Consider the following 15755-nt stretch of genomic DNA (forward strand, 5'->3'; position numbering starts at 1 on the left):
CAATAAACTCAAGCAGTTTCGCGCTATCGCAACCCGCTACGATAAACTGAAATCGACCTTCCTCGCAGCCGTGCAGTTCGCCTCAATCATCATCCCGCTTAACTGACGACACGCCGTAATACATTTGCAACTTTCGGACCGAACATTGAGGGCGGATCCGTCGTCGCAACATGTCCTGCCGAAGTAAAGACAACACTCGCATTTTTCGATAGGAATAGATATCGTCTACTCGATTGCTGAAGAACAACGGACGGATTGATTACTGTATACAGCATGTTTTGTGGAGTAACTCCCCGGATGATAACATGATCTATGGTATGACCTGAGAAACTTGTTATATTGAGTTCAGGGTTTTCGACCACTATACCTAGCTTTCCAAAATTTTTCCTTTGAAGACTAGAACCAGTGACTCTGCCCCCGACGTGCTCTCAGTTTGAAGTTAGGGTCTGTGGGTTGTTGTATGCCTTGGTGGCGTGTTGAGCGAAAGCCTCCGGCGTCATGCCATTGAGGCTGGTGTGGGGTCTGACAGCGTTGTAGTCGGCCTCAGGTGTCGATGACTGTCCGAGCGTGGGCAAGGTTGCGGAACAGGTGCTCGTTGAGGCATTCTGACCTTGCCCCCTGAAATGCCCACGGATTTAAGTTAGGTCTGTCCACTGGAGACAGACGATGAAGAAAGCGCGATTTACGCAGGACCAGATTATCGGGGTCCTGAAAGAGCATCAGGCGGGCGTTACGGCTGCGGATCTGTGCCGCAAGCACGGGATCAGTGACGCGACCTTCTACACATGGCGGTCGAAATACGGCGGGATGGAGGTGTCGGAAGCGCGGCGCCTCAAGGCTCTTGAAGAAGAGAACGCGAAGCTGAAGCGACTTCTGGCGGAGAGCGTGTTGGACGTCTCGACGCTGAAAGAGCTCCTGGCAAAAAACTCGTGACGCCCGGTTTGCGGCGGGAAGCCGTGACCTGGGCGATCCGGGAGAAAGAGTATTCGCAGCGACGGGCCTGCCGGCTGATCGGCATGGACCCGAAGACCTGGCGCTATGCGTCACGCCGCCCGGATGATGCCGCAGGGCGCGGGCGGCTGCGCGAACTGGCTCAGGAGCGACGGCGATTTGGCTACCGGCGACTGCATATCCTGCTCGGCCGGGAAGGAATGGCGATGAACCACAAGAAGCTGTTCCGGCTGTATCGCGAAGAGGGGCTGTCGGTCCGCAAGCGTGGCGGCCGGAAACGGGCGATGGGCACATGCTCGCCGATGATGCTGCCCGACGGGCCGAACCAGCGCTGGAGCCTGGATTTCGTCTCGGATGCATTGAACAACGGGCGGCGGTTCCGGGTGCTGACGGTGGTCGACGACTACACGCGCGAATGTCTGGCGCTGGTGGCGGACACCTCGTTGTCAGGCGAACGCCTCGGTCGTGAACTCGACCGGATCGGGGAGCATCGCGGCTGGCCGCTGATGATCGTTAGCGACAATGGCACCGAGATGACGTCGAACGCGATCCTGGCCTGGCAGCAGAAGCGATCGGTGCTGTGGCACTATATCGCACTGGGCAAGCCGCAGCAGAACGGGTTCGTCGAGAGCTTCAACGGCCGGTTCCGCGACGAATGCCTCAATGAGCATCTGTTCCGCAATCTCGCTCACGCCCGTTCCGTCATCGAGAACTGGCGGGTCGACTATAACGCCGTCAGGTCACACACCAGCCTCAATGGCATGACGCCAGCGGCTTTCGCTCAACACGCCAAAAAGGCATACAACAACCCACAGACCCTAACTCAAAACTGAGGGCACGTTCGGGGCAGGGTCACAGCCAATACAGGTCACTCATCTTCAGTCTTCTCAAGGAGTCTGAATCACATCCTGACAATCATATCAATGGGTCCTGAGCCTAACATGGCGTGGCAGGCGACTTTTGTGATTCTGCGTCTTTTTTTTGAAAATGAATTACCAGTTTTGTGGTCAGATGAGTCAATCCTTTGTTCTGGCGCAGGATTTGTTGTTTTTAATTTGTTATAGGCGCTGTGATTACGGTTTCATCTTTATCAGTAAGCTTGTGCATCACAGCGCATAACTCTGGAAAATGCTACCTGAAAATATTAATTTTAAAACAGCAAATTGTAGATTTTTTCTCCCTGTAACGTTAATGCTGTAAAATCTTCATCACTGAGTGATATATTGCCAGAAGCAGCATTTTGTTCAAGGTGAAGCACTTGGGATGTGCCTGGAATTGGTAGTAGAATAGGACTACGCTTTAATATCCATGCTAATGCTATTTGGCTTAATGTCGCATTGTATTTGAGTGCAATATTCTCCAATGCTTCATCGGGACGAGTCAAAATGCCGCCAGATAATGGATACCATGGTATGAATCCTATATTATGAAATTCACAATAATTTAGAATTCCTTCATTAGTCCGGTCAATAAGGTTATACCTGTTTTGAACAGTACTAATCTTAAAGTATTTTGATGCCTTCTGAATTTCTGGTATCGAAACCTCGCTTAATCCTGCATATCGAATAAGCTGCTTATCAATTAAGAATTTTATCGTATCAAATTGTTCGTCAGCAGGGACTTTGGGGTCAATTCTATGTAACTGCCATAGATCAATTTGCTCTACATTGAGATTACGTAGACTTTTATAGACCTGTTGAATGAGATATTCTGGCCTACCAACAGGGCGCCATAAATCAGGCCCCTGTCGGGTTAGGCCTCCCTTTGTGGCAATAACAAGATTGTCAGCATAAGGATATAACGCTTCTTTTATTAAGACTTCGGATACGTCCGGTCCGTAGGAATCTGCCGTATCAATAAAATTAATACCCAGTTCGGGAATGCGCTTTAAAGTGCGAATGGCTTCATCATAATTATTTGGTAAACCCCATATGCCATGGCCAGTAACACGCATGGCGCCATAACCAAGACGGTAAATTCGTGTATTGGCGCTGATATCAAAAAAATTGCTTTGTGACGTATCAGATAAAAATGTAGTCATATTAATACCTTTCAAAAAAGGAAATAATGGATTTGAGTTATTGTTATTATAATAATTTCTTGGTTCTAATGTTCAGCATATAACTTGCAACATATATGCACGACACAAGGCCAATAGAAAGCACTGCATCAAACCGGGAATTTTTTGATGCCAGCATAAGAAGAAAAATTATCAGGACAGATAGAACAATAAAATAAGAAAGTGCTGTAAATTTTTTTTTCTGAGCGATCATGGAGTAAGAATGATTTTGTTTCGAAAAAATAAAAGATAATGCAATCATGAGGTAATTAATAATGATAATACCACCAGAGCTTCCGAGTAATATTGTGTAGACATGAGATGGAGACCACATGGCGGAAAAAAATATGAGAAACTCGACACATGATATCAAAACTACAGACCGAACAGGTATGGTGTTCTGCGTATCACTCATCAAAAAATGAGGAGTACATTCCAATGCGCTCATTTCCCGAATGATACGGGAAACCACGTATTTGGCAGAATTTAAGCAAGATAAAATTGCAATAAGAGTTACTAAAATAGCGATATCCTGAGCGACTGGTATTTTTAAATATTGCAAAATCTCTAAAAATGGAGACTGACCAGATGTAAGCTGTGTCCATGGGAAAATTGAAATTATGACGAAAACAGAGCCAAAATAGAATAATAAAATCATTAACGGAATACGGTTAACGGATTTTTTTATGTTATACAAAGAGTTATTGCTTTCTGATGCAGCAATAACGGCAATCTCGCATCCTGCAAAAGTTTGTACAATCATTGGGATAACAGTAAAGAGTGCACTCACACCCAATGGGAAGAAACTAGGTTCTTGGAAAATATTTTTCTTTATCATCAGGAGTGAACACGGCGTAGAAAAAAACCATTTAAAACCTAAAAGAATAAATAAACTAAGGAATATGATTTTTAAAATAGACAAGGCGGACTCTGCCCTTCCATAACTGCGAACCGGCATAAGATTTAAAATAAGTGAACACGCTATAAAAAGAGATGCGCCAATCCACAAAGGTAGACCGAACAAGTTGTGCATGAGCATTCCGCCCGCAACAACTTGGGCTCCAGCAGTGATAACCCAAAGAAATGCATAGCTCCACCCTGTCACAAAAGCAGAGCGCACCCCCAGTATTCGTGCAATATGTGAAACAAACGATCCCTTACCATTAGATTGTTGAGAAAGTTGTCCAATAATAATCATAACTGACCATACATATGCACCAGATATTAAATAAGAAATTAGAACAGATGGTCCCGCTGAGGAAATGGTGGCAGATGTGCCTACAAATAAACCTGCACCTATAATGCCTCCAACAGAAATCATCGTAACATGAGTTGTGCTGAGTAAATTTTTGTGGGGTAATTGGGTATCAAACACGATAGAACACTCAATTTAAAAAACAGAACTACAAATACCTCTATTAATTGCGTGGGCCTACTGGCTTATCCCCCATGATTGTCACACGCTGCATAATGCGTCTATGTGGTCTATAGTCATCCACGGCATAATGTTGAGTAGACCGGTTATCCCAAAAAGCGATATCGCCTGATTGCCAGGTCCAACGAATGGAAAATTCTGGCTTTTTAATGTGTTGGAAAATGAACTGAAGCAGAGCATTACTTTCTTCTGGTTCCAAGCCACAGATTTCGGTTGTAAACCCTTCATTTACAAATATAGAGCGCTCACCAGTGTCGGGATGAATTCTAATAACAGGATGTTCGACCGGAGGGTTTTCACTTCTAACATTCAACCACTTTTGTTTTTCTTTGTTGTCACGCCCAAAACGGGAGAGTGGAAATGAGCGTGTAAAGTCATGTAAAGCCGTTAGATTTTCAAGATGTGCTTTCATTTCGGGAGATAACGCATTATATGCGGCGGCTGTGCTGGTCCAAAGAGTATCTCCACCAGATGGAGGCAAATGTCTGGCTGCAAGCACAGCGCCCAGTGGTGGTGTTTCGGAGAATGTGACATCTGCATGCCATAAAGCATTATCTTTTAAGTCATTATGCAGCGTATCCAGCACAATGACTTCAGGAACGTTTTCAACTGTTGGGAAAACGGGGTGAATATGTAATTCCCCAAATTTCTGAGCAAAATTACGCTGCTCGATAGGACTGATATTTTGGTTCCTAAAGAAAATAACTTTGTCGCGGCAAAGAATATCTTTTAATTCTACTATTGTTTTATCAGGCAGAGATTGAGATAAATCAATATCATGCACAATAGCCCCTAAAGCAGGCGATAGGCGCGTTATCTCAAGCGACTCTTTTTCATGCAGCAAAGGTTGTGAGAGTAACGGTATTGCTGAGGATTGTCGGCTGTTAAGCTGCGGTTGGGCGTGCGTCATAATCGGAAAACCTTTTGAGACAAAACTTGCCGTATTGCGGCATCATATGCAGGCATATTCAACGATATTTAATAGTTGGTCAAATTATTTTTCATAAATTTTGAGTGTGATATAAGTGTATGTTTTTAAACGATAATATAGAAAAACATGATGCGTAGCGATGAATTATGAAAACAAAGTGAGGTGGTTTTTTTCAAATGAGTCCTATCAAAAAATATCACACGGTATAATATGACATATAGCATATTAACTATATATATTGGTGATTTATGTCACAGGTCATGTTGAAGCATTTGAAAGTGGTGAGTTTTTTTGCGCTCACTCTTCCAACAACAATCAGTTTTGCTGCTCCTGTTGCCCAGAAGTATGAAACCAAACATCGCATTAACTCCAAGCGGACGGCAAATGCCGCTGTGTTGGCGCAGGATGAAGAGATTTCCATTGCTGGTTTGCACCGTGCTCATGGATCGACGGTTGTCTTGTCATCCAAAATTCTGGAGCAGCAGGTTCCCGGCACTAATCCCCTTAAGGTTCTGGCGCAGTTGCCTGGCGTGCAGTTCCAATCAGATGATCCACAAGGAATAGATACATATTCGGTCCAGCTGTACATGCATGGGTTTGTGCAAAATGAAATAGGCATGACATTGGATGGGATCCCTTTGGGAGAACCGACATTCCGAAATTATAATGGCCTGAATCCCTTACAGGCTATTTCATCTGAAAATGTCGAAAGGTTGGATGTTACTCAAAGTGCGGGTGCAGAATCTTCCGCAAGTACGAATAATCTAGGCGGAACCATAAATTATGTGTCTTCTGCTCCCAAAGACAAAATGGGCGGGAAGGTTGTTCAGACTTTTGGTAGTAATGCTCTCTACCATTCATTTTTCCGATTTGATTCAGGCAAACTCAACAGTAGCGGTACCAAATTCTATGTTTCGTATATGCGTAATGATACGGAAAAATGGAAAGGTGGCGGCAGCCAGTTCATGCAACAGGTCAACACAAAATTTGTACAGCCTGTTGGAGAGCAGAGTAATGTAAGCGCATTTTTCAACTGGGACTCTTTGCAAATGGTCAATTATCAGGACTATAGTCCTAATTGGCTTCAGAATAATGGATATTATCTGGATAATTTTTATGGCCTGCCTAATGCGTGGCAAAATTCTTACAATTCCTCACAGGGTATTTATCCGTCATCATATAAGAATGTAAACGATCCTAAAGATGCATCGTATTACGACAGCACGGCTTCCTCTCATGATTATTTTGGTGGCATAACGTCAGACATTACTTTAACAAATCGTCTTCATTGGAAGACAACAGCCTATGGACACGAACAAATTCAGCCAGGAACATATGCAAACCCCTATGCATATCAACATGGTCAGGATACCATAGGTTTGAATGGCGGGCCGATTTTTGAACAAATGAGAAAGCCGACGATTCATCGATACGGGTTTTTATCATCTGTTGATTATAATATAGCACGCAATAGAATTTCTGCTGGCGTCTGGTATGAAAACAATCATTACTCGACATATGAATATGCCTATCAGCAGCCTGCGTCTGCAAGTGCTACGCCGTTAGATCCGTTTGGAAATTTTTCCGGTGTGCCGCGCCGTACATTGTGGGGGCAGCAATATAATACCAATACATTTACAGCGTTTGTCCAAGATACATATCGCCCTATTTCGCCCCTTGCACTGCATTTCGGGTTTAAATCTGTTCTGAGTACTACACACGTTGGCGATGCGGTGAACTGGTCGGAGCGGTTTCCTACTCTGACAAATGATGAAAGTCTGACAACAGCTAAAGCATTTTTGCCGCATGTGAGTATAGAATGGAACTTTCTCCCGCATCATGAAGTGTTTTTTGATGCTTCAGAGAACGTCCATACATATCCACAGTCTGGTTATAATTCCAGCAATGCTCCTATGGCTGTTTCTCAGGTTGCTTATGATGCCGTGCGTAATACTTTGAAACCAGAAACAGCGTGGACATTTGCAACGGGTTATCGGTACGATGGACGTTTTATTCAAGGCAGCCTTTATTTATACCGAACAAACTTCAAAAACCGCCTTCAGCAAATATTGGCGAATACCGGGGATGGTGGTGCATTCCTGACAAATAATACGGCTACTGTACAAAATGTTGGGGGAGTAACAATGAATGGTGTGGACGCAGGCATTACTCTTACGCCCGTAAAAGGATTTGAAATTTTTAATAGTGTTAGCTACAGCCATTCTACATATGATCAAAACATCACAAGTGGTGGTGTATCTTACGCAACAAAAAATAAGCAGGTTGTTGGGTATCCGAGCTTTATGTATAAATCACGGATATCTTATTCGTGGAGAGATTTCCAAGCATTTGTTGATGCTCAGTATTATGGGAAGCGCAGTTATGATTATACAGGTGATTACAAGATTCCACATTATTGGATGAGTAATGCAGGTGTATCATATACATTCAAAGATATTAGTCTATTTAACAGTGGTTCTGCATCAGTACATAACCTTGTTGTCGCATTTAATGTTTACAACATTGCCAATCAAAAATACGTCTCCACTATGGGGCAGAACGGCTACACTATGAATAATGAAAATGATAATGCCTATAATAATCAATCAATTCTCCTTGGTGCGCCGCGCCAGTTCTTTGGATCAGTGAAGGCAGAATTTTAAAAAATGCGTAATTTATATTTAAGATTGTATTATACGGGAAGAATGTTTTCTCGATGGTGGGGTGTGGGCGCATCACTATACTAGATAAATGCCGAAGATTCTGTTAAAAATAGGCTATCTACTTCCTTTAGGTCCTTCCTGGAGGAATATAGGTAGCCCTTTTGAGCAGAGAAGCTGATATCTGGTGTACTTTCAGATGAACTGGCCCCTAATTAGCCGGAGAGTAAAATTCTAGGAGGAGAAGCCCTATGGTAGAGAAGAAGAAAATATCGCGTTATTCGCCTGAATTTGGTGAGTGTGCCTTCTGGGCGAGCATCGATCGGATTACTTGAGCTTATCGGTGGCCTGTCGTGAGATTGGTGGCAAACGTGGCCGCTTAGACTCAGGACTCATAGCTAGAACATGACGGTTGCGGCGAGGCAGATGGCCAAGAAGAAGACGGTGGGGCATCAGTCATAGCGTGTTGTGACCCGTCTCCAGTCCTTGAGCCTCCCGAACATGATTTCGATACGGTTGTGTCGTTTGTATTTCCGTTTGTCGTATTTTGCCGGTTTCCGGCGGGATTTCCGTTCCGGAATGCAGAGTTTGATCCCTTTCTCCTCCAGGGCATGCACTGAACCAGAGATATTGCCCCGTGGAATGCCCTCGATTTGAAGTAACCGGCTCACTCGCTCCGTCATAGACACGGAAGGGCCTGTCTGCATTCAGCGTAGCCGCATGACAACGTATGCGAGGTGGACGCACTCCATGCAGGTCGTGAGTGTCTTTTCGTATCGCAGGGCGATTCTTCGGAAGCGTTTGAGTTTATTGAAGAAGCACTTGATCTGAGTGGTTGCACCGAGTTCATCAGCGATGAAGGCGTGCAGAGGATCAGCATCTTATGCGGCGTCGGCGATGACGTGGCCGACTCCCTGCACACCAGACAGAAGCGTCTCCGTCTGCGGTCGATCGCCGTATTATCCCGGCGTCGGGTGAATGCGTAGCGGCAGGCTGATCGCATCGACGATCGCGTGGGGTTTGGTCGTCAGCCTGTCACGCGAACGACCGATGAACGGTCTCACACCCCACGAATACATCTGCAAGATATGGACTTCAGAGCCGGAAAAATTCATCATCAATCCATCAAATCCCGGGTCTAAACACTTAACCCCACCGATGTTGCGTTCGTGCGCAGGCATCCGACGCCAAAACGGAGGAACCCCATGCCTATGTTTAAAGTTTTTGTATCTTCCTGTCTGTTTGCAATAATGCCTTTTGTCGTCACGGGCAGCATAGCCCCGGCACAGGCGCAGAGCGGCATTGTCCGGCATAATGAGGCCGCATATCCCATTGCCTCCGCCATTGAGGTGCCCGCAGGATATTCCACCGTTTACGTAAGCGGCATTGGTGCCCCGATCACCAACCCCGCAGCCCCGGCCAAAAGTGTGGAGGCATATGGCTCCATGGCAACACAGACGGAGGAAAGCCTGAAGCGGATTAAGGATATTCTCAGGGATATGGGGGTGGGCATGGGAGATGTGGTGCAGATGCATGTTTTTATGATCGCGGATGCACAGACCAAAAAGATGGATTTTGAGGGTATGATGCAAGGTTACACAAAATTTTTTGGCACAAGGGATCAGCCTAACCTGCCGGTCAGGTCAGCTTTTGGGGTGGCGCAACTGTCCAGACCCGGTTGGCTGGTGGAAATTGAGGTTGTGGCAGCCAAGCCCCCTCATCACTGATCCAGCCTGCGCACAGGCAGGGACCGTGCGTGCCCTTGCACTATTTTAATACTGGGTAATGGCAGGCTACCCTATGGTTGGGCGCAATTTGCGTTAAGGTCGGGGCTTCGTTCTGGCAGCGGGTTTGCACAGCCGGGCAACGGGTATGAAAGCGGCAGCCTGAAGGTTTGTTAACAGGGCTTGGAATTTCTCCACGCAAAGGCGCATGCCTTGCAGCCCCCACAATCGGGCGGGGCACGGCTTGCGTCAGGGCTATGGTGTAGGGGTGGGCCGGGTTGTGCAGAACGGTATCTGTCTCCCCCAGTTCCACAATCGCACCAAGATACATGACCGCCACTCGGGTGGATATCTGCCGGACCACGGCAAGGTCATGGGCAATAAAAACATAGGTCAGGCCGAGGCTTTTTTGTAAATCTGCAAACAGGTTGACAATCTGGGCCTGAACCGAAACATCCAGAGCCGAAACAGGTTCATCCGCCACCACAAGGCGGGGGGAGAGCACCAGAGCGCGGGCAATGTTAATGCGCTGGCGCTGCCCACCCGAAAATTCGTGCGGGTAGCGCTCCAGCGCCGCACGGGGCAGGCTGACCAGTTCCATCAGTTCTTCCAGCCTGTGTGCTATGGTCATGGGTGTATGTTTGCGCCCATCCGGTGTGCGGTGAACCCGCAGGGGTTCTGCCAGCAGGTCCCCGATCCGCCTGCGGGGATTAAGGGATGCGTAGGAGTCTTGAAACACCATCTGCATCTGCTGGCGCAGGGGGCGCAAAATACGCTCGGGCAGGCGCGTTATATCCTGACCATCAAAAACAATCTGACCGGCAGACACATCATTAAGCCGCAGCAGGCAGCGCCCCAGTGTGGACTTGCCGCAACCGGATTCCCCTACAAGACCCAGCACCTCGCCGGGCATAACGGTAAAGGAGACGCCATCTACCGCCCGGAGTGTTTGCCCGTGTCTGAGGCTGTAGGTCTTGTAAACATCCCTTACCGCCAGCAAAGGCTGCGTTGCATCTGAAGATGAGCGAAGAGGAGCCGCCTGCACGGTGGGGGAAGGGAACTGCATGGGGCTTCTCACAGAACAGGTGTTGTGCTGGAGCAAAAGCGCTTGGGGAGGGGATTCCCTTCCTTGGGCAGCACGCAGGCAACCTTATGCGCCGGGCCAACCGTGCAAAACGCGGGGGGGGTGCAGGCAGGCAGGAGGCATGGGTGTAAGTGCAGCGTGGTGCAAAGGCGCAGCCTGTCGGGCGCTCCAGAGGTTGGGGGGGCGCGCCGGGAATGGCTGGCAGTCTGGTCGGGCGTGGGCCGTTCATGGGCGGGATGGAGGCTAAAAGAGCTGCTGTGTAGGGGTGCTGAGGGTGAGCAAACAGGTCTTGCGTGGTACCTGTTTCCGCCGCCCGGCCGGAATACAGGACTAATGTGCTATCGCAAGTTTCGGCCACCACACCCATATCGTGCGTGATCAGCAGGACAGAGGAACCATAGGTAGTACGCAGCCTGCGCATGAGATCCAGAATCTGGGCCTGTACGGTTACGTCCAGTGCTGTGGTGGGTTCATCCGCGATCAGCAGGGACGGGTTGCAGGAGAGCGCCATGGCGATCATGGCGCGCTGGCGCAGCCCGCCAGAGAGCTGATGCGGGTATCTGTTGGCGGTATTGGCGGGGTCTGGCACCCCCATTTCCCCCAGTAGTTCTACCGTGCGGGTGCGGGCCTGCCTGCGGGAGAGGCTTTGGTGGGCACGTAACTGCTCATCAATCTGCCAGCCAATGGTGTAAACGGGGGTAAAGGCGGTCATCGGGTCCTGGAAAATCATGGCGATTTCCCGGCCACGCAGAGCACGCATCTGTTTGCCTGACAGGCCAAGCAGGTCCTGCCCCTTAAAGCGGGCGAAGCCGCTCACATGCACGCCGGGCGCATCAATCAGCCCCATAAGGGCCATGGCTGTAACGGATTTGCCTGACCCGGATTCCCCCACCAGCCCCAGTATTTCCTGCTCACCAATGCTGAAGGACAGGTTCTCCACAATAGGGATGACCTGCCCGCGTGAGGTAAAGCTCACGCACAGATCGTGCACATCCAGCAACGGGGGGGAGGGCGTGTTAGTGGGCATCGCGCACCCTTGGGTCAAGAAAAAGATAGGCCGCATCCACCAGAGCATTGGCCAGCACCACAAATACGGCCGAATACATGACCGTGGCCATGATCAGGGGCAGATCAAGGCTGTTGAGCGCCTGATAGGTCAGGCGGCCCACACCGGGCAGGCCAAAAACAACCTCTGTCAGCAATGCGCCCCCACCGACAAGCTGAGCAAAGTCCATGCCAAAGAGCGAAACAAAGGTTATAAGCGCTGTGCGCAGGCCATGGCGGAGCAGGATACGGGTAGGGGACAACCCTTTGGCACGGGCGGTGCGTATGAAGTCCTCCCCCATAATCGCTACCAGATCAGCCCGTAAAATCCGGCTGTAAATGCCAACAAACATGACTGCCAGCACGCACCACGGAATAACCAGCGCTAAAAACCAGCCGCATGGACTTTGGGTAAAAGGCACATATCCCAGCCCCGGCACCCAGGAAAACAGCCATGTATCGTGGTAACGGTTCTGGGTGATCAGGTTAACAACCTGCCCAAGCCAGAAAACGGGAATGGAAATGCCAACCAGCCCGGCCATCATGAGTGTGCGGTCAATCCATGACCCTTTGCACGCAGCGGCAACAACTCCCATGCCAATGGACAGCACCACCCAAATAACAGCGGCTCCGCTTACCAGCGAGAGGGTTACAGGGGCCGCCCGCATGATTTCGGGCACAACCAGTTCACCCCGGTTGGCGTAGCTTGCCAGATCACGGGTGATGAACAGTTTTTTCATCATAATGGCGTATTGTACGGGCAAGGGGCGGTCAAAACCGTATTCCTTACGGACTTTTTCCATGGTCTGGGGGGCGGCATTGCGCCCTGCAATACGGGCCGTGGGGTCTGCTCCGGGTGTTGCAAAAAAAACGGCAAACACCAGTGCGGAAATACCGAACAGAACAAAAACCGTCTGACCCAGACGGCGCAGGAGGGGCATGATCATGGTCTGTCCTTCCTCCTATTCCCGCCGGGAAGCATCGCGCACATCCAGCGCATCACGCAGGCCATCGCCCAGAATGTTCAGGGCAAGCACTACGGCCACAATGGCCAGACCGGGGGCAATGGCCACCATGGGGCGGGTGTAAATCAACCCCTCACCATCCAGAATGATGGTCCCCCAAGAAGCCGCCGGGGCCTGCACACCAATGGAGAGGAAAGACAGAGCACTTTCCGCCAGCAGCGCCATGGCCATAAGCAGTGGCCCCATAACCACAAGCGTTGTGCTGACATTGGGCAGAATGTCGCGCAGTACAATACGCCACCGGGGTACGCCAAGGCATCTGGCCGCAGTCACAAATTCGGCCTGACGCAGCGCAATAACGCGCCCGCGCACCGGGCGTGCGGCATAGGGTACATACACCAGTGCAATAATTACAATGGGAATAAGCAGGTTGTCGGCCTCTATAACAAAAGGTCCGATCCGTAGGCCCGAGGTAATTGTGACAATGGAGAGCGATATGGCGAACAGGTAAACAGGAACGGCCCACATAATATCCATCAACCGGGATAGGACCATATCTGTCACCCCGCCAAAAAAACCGGCGGCAATCCCAACAGTTCCGGCCATAACAAGGCAGAGTACCGCAGCACTGAAGGAAATAAGCAGGGAGTTCCGCCCCCCATAGAGCAGCCGGGCCATAATGTCGCGTCCCTGACTGTCTGCCCCTAACAGGTAAGCTGTGTGCCCGGTGGGGCCAATGGGGCTAAGCCCCAGATGCAGCGGGTTGTCGTTGGGCTGCATGATGTCCGTTTCCTGCCCGTTGAGCATAATGGTGCCTGCAACGTTGGATACAAACGGGTCAGTATGGGCAACGTGACGGGCATAAAACGGTGCACACAGGCTTGCCACCACAATAAAGGCAAGAACCGCAACCGAGGCAAGTGCCGCGCGGTTGCGCAGCAATGACCGCAGCGCGCTGGCCCATGGGCCAGCAGAAGGTCTGTGCGTGTTAGATGGCTTTGTCATCGTGCCTGCATTTATCAGGTCCTCAAGGGGTAAAGTCACCTTGTGGTGTTACGCGGGGAGCGCGGGCAGGGTCAGCTCTGCTCCGTCAGTAATGCTTCACGCTTCATTTCCAGTTCAAGCCACTGTTCTTCGCATTCAGCCAGTCTGGCCTCAATTTTCTGAAGCTCGGTGGAGTGCCGGTCAAACGCTTTGGGGTCTTTGCTATACAGATCGGGGTCCGCCATGCTGGTGCGGTGTGTCTGGGCCTTGGCTTCCAGTTTTTCCATTTCCAGCGGTAGGTTGTCCAGCGCATACTGGTCTTTGTAACTTAGTTTGCGGGTGGCTTGCCGGGCAGCCTGCTCACGCGGTTTTGCTGGTTCGGAAGTGGGGACAACGGGGGCTGTTTCCAACGGTTGCAGGTTCCGCTGCACCAGCATGTCGCTGTAGCCACCGGCATATTCCACCCATGCACCTCCGCCTTCGGCCACCAGCACGGATGTGGCAATACGGTCCAGAAAATCACGGTCATGGCTGACCAGCAGAACCGTGCCGGGGTAGGTGCTGAGCATATCTTGCAGGATATCCAGCGTTTCCAGGTCCAGATCGTTGGTTGGTTCGTCCAGAACCAGCAGGTTGGATGGCTTTGCCAGTGCGCAGGCCAGCATCAGGCGGCCCCGTTCCCCGCCAGACAGAGCGCTAACAGGGGTGCGCGCCTGCTCGGGGCGGAACAGGAAGTCCTTCATGTAGCCAATAACATGGCGCTTTTCATCCCCGATCTGCACCATATCTCCCCCCCCATCGGTCAGGGTTTCGGCCAGAGTACGTTCGGGGTTAAGGGAGCGGCGTTGCTGGTCCAGTGTGACCATGCTTAGGGACGGGCCAAGGTTAATGGTGCCACTATCTGGCTGGTCACCCCCGGTTAGCAGGCGCAGCAGGGTGGTTTTGCCCGCGCCGTTGGCCCCCACAACGCCCAACCTGTCCCCGCGCAGGACACGCAGGTTCAGGTTCTGGATTACGCATTTGTCCCCCCACGCCTTGTTCACGTCCTCCGCCACAGCCACAAGGCGGCTGGAGGTGGAGGCGGACTGGGCATTGAGAGTAACCGTGCCCGGAGCACGCACCGCATCGCGCCGGGCTGTGCGCAGGGCGGCCAGTTCGCGCACACGGCGCACGTTGCGTTTGCGGCGGGCTGTTACGCCGTAGCGCATCCAGTCCTCTTCCCGCGCAATCTGGCGGTCCAGCTTGTGAGCGTCGCGCTCTTCCTGTTCCAGCACGTCTTCGCGCCAGGATTCAAAGCGGTCAAACCCCTCATCCAGCCTGCGGGTTATGCCCCGGTCCAGCCAGACCACGGAGCGAGAAAGGGTGGAGAGTAGCCGCCGGTCATGGCTGATCATGATCATGGCCGAGCCAAGGCTGAGCAGTTCGCGCTCCAGCCACTCAATGGTTGGCATGTCCAGATGGTTGGTTGGCTCATCAAGCAGCAGCACATCAGGGGCTGCGGCCAGCACGCCCGCAATGGCGCAGCGGCGGACCTCCCCACCTGAAAGATGCGCCGTGTTTTCCGCCCCGGTCAGGCCAAGGGCATCCAGCATGGGGCCGGTACGCCATTCCATGTTGGGGTCTGCAATCTGGGCGGCAACATAGTCGGCTGTTGTTGCATATGCGCTCAGATCTGGTTCTTGGGGGAGGTAACGCAATGAGGCACCGGGCTGCAGAAAGACGCTACCGCCATCTGGCTGAATAAGACCCGCGGCGATTTTGAGCAAAGTGGATTTGCCCGAGCCGTTCCGCCCGACCAGGCAGACGCGCTCGCCCTTGCCAACGGCAAACCCTGCGCCATCAAGGAGCGGTTTGCCACCAAGGGTTAGGGTAATATCCTGCAAATGAAGTAGGGGGGGTAGCGCCATAACAGATTGCC

Annotated in this window: 10 protein-coding genes and 6 pseudogenes; 5 read left to right on the forward strand and 11 right to left on the reverse strand. The window is 50.6% G+C overall.

Annotated elements, in window-relative coordinates; all coding sequences use genetic code 11:
• Positions 1 to 106 (forward strand): annotated as a pseudogene (locus HNR55_RS13970) (IS5/IS1182 family transposase); the annotation flags it as partial.
• Between the two features lie 322 nt (positions 107 to 428).
• On the opposite strand, the pseudogene HNR55_RS13975 reads toward HNR55_RS13970, so the two are convergent.
• A pseudogene (locus tag HNR55_RS13975) lies at positions 429 to 618 on the reverse strand (integrase core domain-containing protein); the annotation flags it as partial.
• A 48-nt stretch (positions 619 to 666) separates the two neighbouring features.
• Between HNR55_RS13975 and HNR55_RS13980 the strand changes: the two are divergent.
• Positions 667 to 1784 (forward strand): IS3 family transposase gene (locus HNR55_RS13980; protein WP_166116367.1). Its coding sequence is split into 2 segments (ribosomal slippage): positions 667 to 919 and positions 919 to 1784, totalling 1119 coding nucleotides; the frame shifts between segments, so codons are not numbered across the junction.
• 317 nt (positions 1785 to 2101) lie between these two features.
• Here the strand turns inward: HNR55_RS13980 and HNR55_RS13985 are convergent.
• From HNR55_RS13985 to tauD, 3 genes are read right to left on the reverse strand one after another with little or no spacing between them, the layout of a single operon-like run.
• Positions 2102 to 2992, reverse strand: a complete 891-nt coding sequence (locus HNR55_RS13985) for an aldo/keto reductase (RefSeq protein ID WP_166116369.1) — start codon at positions 2990 to 2992, stop codon at positions 2102 to 2104.
• A gap of 46 nt (positions 2993 to 3038) precedes the next feature.
• Positions 3039 to 4385, reverse strand: a complete 1347-nt coding sequence (locus HNR55_RS13990; RefSeq protein WP_166116371.1) for an amino acid permease — start codon at positions 4383 to 4385, stop codon at positions 3039 to 3041.
• A gap of 43 nt (positions 4386 to 4428) precedes the next feature.
• Positions 4429 to 5355 carry a taurine dioxygenase gene (gene tauD, locus HNR55_RS13995; protein WP_166116373.1) on the reverse strand — a complete coding sequence of 309 codons (927 nt, stop codon included), beginning with the start codon at positions 5353 to 5355 and terminating at the stop codon, positions 4429 to 4431.
• A 281-nt stretch (positions 5356 to 5636) separates the two neighbouring features.
• On the opposite strand from tauD, the gene HNR55_RS14000 reads away from it, so the two are divergent.
• Positions 5637 to 8039 carry a TonB-dependent receptor gene (locus HNR55_RS14000; RefSeq protein WP_242005611.1) on the forward strand — a complete coding sequence of 801 codons (2403 nt, stop codon included), beginning with the start codon at positions 5637 to 5639 and terminating at the stop codon, positions 8037 to 8039.
• A 449-nt stretch (positions 8040 to 8488) separates the two neighbouring features.
• Here the strand turns inward: HNR55_RS14000 and HNR55_RS14005 are convergent.
• Together HNR55_RS14005 and HNR55_RS17315 are read right to left on the reverse strand one after the other, a co-directional pair.
• Positions 8489 to 8647, reverse strand: a pseudogene (locus tag HNR55_RS14005) (IS5/IS1182 family transposase); the annotation flags it as partial.
• A 96-nt stretch (positions 8648 to 8743) separates the two neighbouring features.
• Positions 8744 to 9088, reverse strand: a pseudogene (locus tag HNR55_RS17315) (transposase); the annotation flags it as partial.
• Position 9089: 1 nt separating this feature from the next.
• Between HNR55_RS17315 and HNR55_RS17075 the strand changes: the two are divergent.
• Together HNR55_RS17075 and HNR55_RS14020 are read left to right on the forward strand one after the other, a co-directional pair.
• Positions 9090 to 9186, forward strand: a pseudogene (locus HNR55_RS17075) (IS481 family transposase); the annotation flags it as partial.
• Positions 9187 to 9241: 55 nt separating this feature from the next.
• The gene (locus HNR55_RS14020; protein ID WP_166116376.1) at positions 9242 to 9763 is read left to right on the forward strand and encodes a RidA family protein; all 522 of its coding nucleotides are present in this window, start codon (positions 9242 to 9244) and stop codon (positions 9761 to 9763) included.
• A 40-nt stretch (positions 9764 to 9803) separates the two neighbouring features.
• Here the strand turns inward: HNR55_RS14020 and HNR55_RS14025 are convergent, their stop codons facing one another.
• From HNR55_RS14025 to HNR55_RS14045, 5 genes and pseudogenes are all read right to left on the reverse strand, one after another.
• A complete protein-coding gene (locus HNR55_RS14025) occupies positions 9804 to 10673 on the reverse strand; it encodes an ABC transporter ATP-binding protein (RefSeq protein WP_373318124.1) in 870 nt (289 codons plus the stop codon).
• A gap of 161 nt (positions 10674 to 10834) precedes the next feature.
• Positions 10835 to 11871: pseudogene (locus HNR55_RS14030) on the reverse strand (ABC transporter ATP-binding protein).
• Complete coding sequence (locus HNR55_RS14035) at positions 11861 to 12835, reverse strand: ABC transporter permease (RefSeq protein WP_166116380.1); 975 nt, start codon at positions 12833 to 12835, stop codon at positions 11861 to 11863. The pseudogene HNR55_RS14030 and the gene HNR55_RS14035 overlap by 11 nt, the downstream one beginning before the upstream one ends.
• Before the next feature lie 15 nt (positions 12836 to 12850).
• On the reverse strand, positions 12851 to 13858 hold the full coding sequence (locus HNR55_RS14040) for an ABC transporter permease (RefSeq protein WP_166116381.1): 1008 nt from the start codon (positions 13856 to 13858) through the stop codon (positions 12851 to 12853).
• 71 nt (positions 13859 to 13929) lie between these two features.
• The gene (locus HNR55_RS14045) at positions 13930 to 15744 is read right to left on the reverse strand and encodes an ABC-F family ATP-binding cassette domain-containing protein (RefSeq protein ID WP_166116383.1); all 1815 of its coding nucleotides are present in this window, start codon (positions 15742 to 15744) and stop codon (positions 13930 to 13932) included.
• Positions 15745 to 15755: the final 11 nt, after the last annotated feature.

Origin of the sequence: Acetobacter lovaniensis, assembly GCF_014207635.1 — a bacterium.
In the GTDB taxonomy this organism is placed as follows: domain Bacteria; phylum Pseudomonadota; class Alphaproteobacteria; order Acetobacterales; family Acetobacteraceae; genus Acetobacter; species Acetobacter lovaniensis.

Coding starts and splice junctions, on each gene's coding strand:
- HNR55_RS13985 (WP_166116369.1), bottom strand. CDS start 2,992: ATGACTACATTTTTATCTGATACGTCACAAAGCAATTTTTTTGATATC.
- tauD (WP_166116373.1), bottom strand. CDS start 5,355: ATGACGCACGCCCAACCGCAGCTTAACAGCCGACAATCCTCAGCAATA.
- HNR55_RS14000 (WP_242005611.1), top strand. CDS start 5,637: ATGTTGAAGCATTTGAAAGTGGTGAGTTTTTTTGCGCTCACTCTTCCA.
- HNR55_RS14020 (WP_166116376.1), top strand. CDS start 9,242: ATGCCTATGTTTAAAGTTTTTGTATCTTCCTGTCTGTTTGCAATAATG.
- HNR55_RS14025 (WP_373318124.1), bottom strand. CDS start 10,673: ATGCCCGGCGAGGTGCTGGGTCTTGTAGGGGAATCCGGTTGCGGCAAG.
- HNR55_RS14035 (WP_166116380.1), bottom strand. CDS start 12,835: ATGATCATGCCCCTCCTGCGCCGTCTGGGTCAGACGGTTTTTGTTCTG.
- HNR55_RS14040 (WP_166116381.1), bottom strand. CDS start 13,858: ATGACAAAGCCATCTAACACGCACAGACCTTCTGCTGGCCCATGGGCC.
- HNR55_RS14045 (WP_166116383.1), bottom strand. CDS start 15,744: ATGGCGCTACCCCCCCTACTTCATTTGCAGGATATTACCCTAACCCTT.